This window comes from Quisquiliibacterium sp. (genome assembly GCF_982640115.1).
In genome coordinates this window covers 1-5,220 of the sequence record NZ_CEXFHW010000226.1, presented here as the reverse complement: position 1 = coordinate 5,220, position 5,220 = coordinate 1, and the positions used below count along the sequence as shown (strand labels likewise).

Genomic DNA, 5,220 nt, shown 5'->3' with positions numbered 1-5,220 from the left:
CCGGCGAGGCGGCGAAGTTCAGGCGGCGGCCGGCGGGCCGCGGGGTGGTCTCGCGCAGGCGCGCGGGGCGGGCGGTGGAGGGGTATGGTCGCGCGCGCGGGGCGGGATCCCGCCGTCGTCGCTGACGCGGGCGAGCAGGCCCGCCTGACCGGGTGCGGGCGCGGCCGGCGGGTCATCGGAAAGTCGGCTGCGGTCGTCCTGCGCGGTGATCGTGGGCGCCGGCCGTGCGCCGCTCGTGCCGCCCTCGACGAGGGACTGCCGGTCGGGCAGATGCAGCCCGATGGGCGCGCCCTCACCGGTCGCTCGCGGGCCCTGGGGGTGGGCATGCAGCAAGGGCAGCAGGCCCTGCAGGAGGGCCAGCCACGCAATGGCGATCAGGCGCGCGGCCAGATGCCGGTGGTTCGCGATCGGATTCATGGTCGGGTTCATGCGGCCACGGCAGTCTCGCAGAATCGCCCCGCCCTTACAGCAGTGGCCGCAACGGCGTACGGTTACAGTGGCAGGCCCTGCCGCGGCGAGCGCGGCCCGCCCATCGGGAGACGACATGGATCCGCAAGCTGACCCGCTGCCGCTGGCCGGCATCCGCGTGGTCGAGTTCACCCACATGGTGATGGGCCCCACCTGCGGCATGGTGCTGGCCGACCTCGGTGCCGAGGTGATCAAGATCGAGCCGCTCGCCGGCGACAACACCCGCCGACTGCTCGGCTCGGGCGCCGGATTCTTCCCGATGTTCAATCGCAACAAGCGCAGCCTGGCGCTCGATGTGGCCGATCCCCGCGGCCTGGAGATCGTGCTGCGGCTGGTCGGCGGGGCCGATGTCTTCAGCGAGAACTTCAAGGCCGGCGTGCTCGAGCGTCTGGGGCTGGGATGGCCGGTGCTTTCGGCGCTCAACCCCCGCCTGGTGCATGTCTCGCACAAGGGATTCCTGCCGGGGCCTTACCAGCACCGCACCGCGCTCGACGAGGTGGTGCAGATGATGGGTGGCCTGGCCTACATGACCGGCCCCCCCGGCCGGCCGCTGCGCGCCGGTGCCAGCGTCAATGACATCATGGGCGGGCTGTTCGGCGCGGTGGGCGTGCTGGCTGCGCTTCGCCAGCGCGAGGCCACCGGCCGCGGCGCGCAGGTGCACAGCGCGTTGTTCGAGAACACCGTGCTGCTGGTGGCCCAGCACATGATGCAGCAGGCGGTCACCGGCAAGCCGCCCGCGCCGATGCCGGCGCGACTGTCGGCCTGGGCGCTCTACGATGTCTTCACGGTCCGCAACGAAGAGCAGATCTTCCTGGCCGCGGTCAGCGACACCCAGTGGGCCCTGCTGTGCCGGGAGTTCGGTTTCGACGACCTGCTCGCCGACGCCCGGCTGGGCTCCAACAACGACCGGGTGCGCGCCCGCGACTGGCTGATCCCGATCCTGCGCGAGCGCTTCGCCGGGTTTGCCGCCGCCGAGCTTGGCGCGCGCTTCGAGCAGGCCGGGCTGCCCTGGGCACCGATCACCCGCCCGCAGGATCTGTTCGCCGACCCGCACCTGCAGGCCACCGGCGGGCTGGCGCCGATGCGGGTGCCCGCCGATGCGAGCAGTGCCGGCCAGCCGGTGGAGACCCTCACCGCCCTGCTGCCGATCAGCATCGACGGCCGGCGCCTGCCGGTGCGTACCGACCCACCCACCATCGGCGCCGACAGCCGGGCGCTGCTCGGCGAGCTCGGACTGAGCACCGAACTCATCGATGAACTCGTGGCGGCCGGTATCGTGGGGGTGCCGGCGGATCCGGCCTGATCGACCTTCACCGCCTGGCGCCCGCCGTCCTCCTGTGCGAGTCGCATGACCGAGACCGAACTCAAGCTGCAGGTGCCGCCCGAGGCGCGGGTCGCGCTGATCGCTTCGCTGCGCCGCGGGGCGCTGCAGCGCACCCGCCTGCGGGCGGTCTATGTCGACACCGCCGATCGGCGGCTCGCCGCGGCCGGCATCGCCCTGCGGATGCGCCAGGAGGGGCGCCGCTGGGTGCAGACCGCCAAGGCGGCTGGCGAGGGCCTGCTCGAGCGGCTCGAGCACGAGGTGGTCGTGCCGATCCGTGCGGGTGCTGGGGCCGCGGCGGGCCCGCGCGACGCCCGCCGCGTGCCGATGGTCGATCCCGCACGCCATGCCGGCACGCCGGTGGGCCTGCGGCTCGCCGAGGCGCTCGCGGTGCCGACGGGTGAACCGGTGCCCGAGCTGGTCGCGATCTATCGCACCGATGTCGTGCGCCTGCACCGCCCCTTGCGTGACGCGGTCGGTACGGTCGAGCTCGCGCTCGACATCGGCAGCCTCGAGGCCGACGGCCGGCACGAGCCGCTGTGCGAGCTCGAGATCGAGCTGCTGCGCGGGCGGCCCTGGGCGCTCACGGCGGTGGCCACACGCTGGGCGGGGCGTCACGGCCTGTGGCTCGACCCGCGCAGCAAGGCCGAGCGAGGCGAGCGCCTGGCGCGCCAGTGGCCGTCGCTGCCGCCGGTGCGCGCGGCTGCGTGGCCGGCGCTCGCGCCCGACGGCGATGCGGCCTCGGCGCTGCGGCGGCTGGTGGCGGCCTGCCTTGCGCCGGTGCTCGGCAATGCCGGCGAGATGGCCGGCGGGCGTGGCACGCCGGAGCACCTGCATCAGCTTCGGGTCGGCCTGCGCCGATTGCGCGCCCTGCTTCGCCTGTACCGGGGCTGGGTGGCGGACGTCGATCCAGGCTGGGAAGCGGCGCTGGCCGAGATCTTTCGCGCCCTGGGCGCGCAACGCGATCGCGATGCACTCGCGCTCACCCTGCTGCCGGCGCTGCAGGCCGCCGGCGCGCCGCTCAGCGCCTGGCCTGCGGGCGACGCCCCGGATCCCGGGGCTGTGTTGCCGCCGACGGTGCTGCGTGGGCCTGCGTTCACCCGGCTGATGCTGTCGCTGCTCGGCTTCTCGCTGGGTGCACCGGGCACGCCTGCGCCGGCCACCACCACGGCCGCACCCCATGCCGATCGCGAGCTCCCCGCACGCCTGCACCGCCGTCTCGCGCGCTGGCACCACCAGGCCATGCGCGAAGCCCGGTGCTTCGATGCGCTCGACGAGCCCGCCCGCCACCGGCTGCGCAAGCGCATCAAGCGGCTGCGCTATGCCGCGGAACTCTCGGCACCGTGGCTGCCACGCAAGCCGCTGAGGCGCTACCTGGCCGTGCTCGTGCCGCTCCAGGCCGCCCTGGGCGAACTCAACGATCTGCGGGTGGCTCGCGAGATGTTCCGGCGGATGGCGTCGGACGATCCGCGCGCCTGGTTCGCCGTCGGCTGGCTGAGCGCCCGCGCCGAGGTGCAGGCCCGGGCCTGCGCTGCGCCGCTGCGCGCGCTGCGACGGCAGGCCACGCCCTGGTGAGGCGCCTCAGGCCGCGGCCGGGATCGGTGTGCCCTGCACCGTGATCCGGTGCATCACCCGGCGGTGGCCGTGGTAGTCGTTCAGCGCGTAGTGCCAGGTGGCCCGGTTGTCCCAGAACGCGATCGATCCGGCGCGCCACTGGAACCGGCAGCTGAACTCCGGGCGGGCAGCATGCTGGTAGAGCATGCGCAGCAGCGGTTCGCTCTCGGCCGCGGTCCAGCCCTCGAAGCGCAGGGTGAAGGCGGGATTCACATAGAGCGTGCGGCGGCCGGTGTCCGGATGGCGGATGATCACCGGGTGCACCACATCCTGCGTGGCCGCGGTGCGGTTGCCGATCCGATCGCCGGTGTCGCCGATCGCGGCGTAGCCGCTCTTCTCGCCGAACACATGCCGCGAGGAGTGCACCGCGCGAAGACCCTCCAGCGTTCGCTGCAGGCCTGGCGAGAGCGCCTCCAGCGCCAGGCTCATGCTGGCGAACAGCGTGTCGCCGCCGCTGGGCGGCACTTCGCGCGCCAGCAGGATCGAGCCCATGGCCGGCGCCTCGTCATAACTGTGGTCGGTGTGCCAGCCGCCGCCGATGTTGCTGGTCTGCTCGGGCTCCTTGCGAACCTCGGCGATCTCGGGATGGCCAGGCACCGCCTTGAAGAACCGGTTGATGTCGATCGGTGCCCAGCGCCTCGCGAACGCGATGTGCTGCTCGGGGGTGAGCTGCTGGTCACGAAAGAAGATCACGCCGTGGTCGAGGAAGGCCTGGCGGATGCGCGCGAAGGCGTCATCGGTGAGCGGCCCGGTGAGGTCGACGCCATCGATCTCGGCGCCCAGGGCGGTGGAGAAGGGCGTGATGCGCAGGGTGCTGTCGGACATGGCGAGGCTCCGGGATGGCTGATGCAGGTTTGGATGACTCTAGCCCAGTGCTCCCGATACGGGCACCGTCCGCGGTCACGCCGTGTGGCCCGCGGTGCCGGAATTTCACTCTCCCTGCGTCGACATGCCGGCTTGGCGCATGCCATCATCGATCGCCTCCGAATGGCGGGGGTGCCCCACCCCTCAGGAGATCCGCATGACCCAGGACCATTCCCGTCGTCGTCTCATCCACGCCGCAGGCGCGGCTGGCCTTGCTGCAGCGGGTCTGCCGGCGGCTCGGGCACAAGCCTGGCCGAACAAGCCCATTCGCATCTTCGTGGGGTTTCCGCCGGGCGGCACCAGCGATCCCTACGCCCGCATGATCGGCGAGCACATGGGTCAGAAACTCGGCGTGCCGGTGCTGGTTGAGAATCGGGCGGGTGCCAGCGGTTTCATCTCCCTTGAAGCGCTCGCGCGCGCGCCAGCCGATGGCCACACCATCGGCGTCACCACTTCCACATCGGTCTGGGGCAGCCGTGCGCTCTACCGGAAACTGCCTTTCGATGCAGACAAGGACTTCGTTTCCATCTCCTGGCTGCCGGTTGGCCCGCTGCTCTTCGCCGTGCCTGCCAGTCTGCCGGTCAACTCCGTCAAGGAGTGGCTCGACTATGCCCGCGTCAAGCCGGTTGGCATGGCCAGCTACAACGTCGGGTCGGTGCCGCACATGGTGGCCACCGAATTCAACAACAAGCTCGGGCTTTCGATCAACGTGATCCAGTACAAGGGCGAGGGTCCGATGTGGCTCGATGTGGCCACTGGCATCGTGCAGGCCGGCGTGGGCAGCTATGTCGCGCTCGCCCCGCATATCGCCCGCGGGACCGTGAAGGTGCTCGCGTCCCTTGGCTCGGAGCGATCGCCCAAGCTGCCGGCCGTGAAGTCGATGATCAGCCTGGGCTATGACGCGCCGATCTTCCGACTGGACGGGGGTCTTATCATGCTTGCGCCTGCCGGTA

The 5,220-nt window shown here is 71.8% G+C and carries 5 protein-coding genes; 3 read left to right on the top strand and 2 right to left on the bottom strand.

Annotated elements, in window-relative coordinates; all coding sequences use genetic code 11:
- Window positions 1-18 precede the first annotated feature (18 nt).
- Complete coding sequence (locus tag AC2H6A_RS17650; protein WP_484275032.1) at window positions 19-417, bottom strand: hypothetical protein; 399 nt, start codon at window positions 415-417, stop codon at window positions 19-21.
- Window positions 418-544: 127 nt separating this feature from the next.
- On the opposite strand from AC2H6A_RS17650, the gene AC2H6A_RS17645 reads away from it, so the two are divergent.
- Window positions 545-1,771, top strand: coding sequence for a CaiB/BaiF CoA transferase family protein (locus AC2H6A_RS17645; protein WP_484275031.1), 1,227 nt, complete (start codon window positions 545-547; stop codon window positions 1,769-1,771).
- Window positions 1,772-1,816: 45 nt separating this feature from the next.
- Window positions 1,817-3,364 (top strand): CYTH and CHAD domain-containing protein, encoded by a 1,548-nt coding sequence (locus AC2H6A_RS17640; protein ID WP_484275030.1) that lies wholly within the window; start codon window positions 1,817-1,819, stop codon window positions 3,362-3,364.
- Window positions 3,365-3,370: 6 nt separating this feature from the next.
- Here the strand turns inward: AC2H6A_RS17640 and AC2H6A_RS17635 are convergent, their stop codons facing one another.
- Window positions 3,371-4,228, bottom strand: coding sequence for a TauD/TfdA dioxygenase family protein (locus AC2H6A_RS17635; protein WP_484275029.1), 858 nt, complete (start codon window positions 4,226-4,228; stop codon window positions 3,371-3,373).
- Window positions 4,229-4,424: 196 nt separating this feature from the next.
- On the opposite strand from AC2H6A_RS17635, the gene AC2H6A_RS17630 reads away from it, so the two are divergent.
- Window positions 4,425-5,220 (top strand): Bug family tripartite tricarboxylate transporter substrate binding protein (locus AC2H6A_RS17630; protein WP_484275028.1); only part of this gene is annotated, 796 nt, incomplete at its 3' end.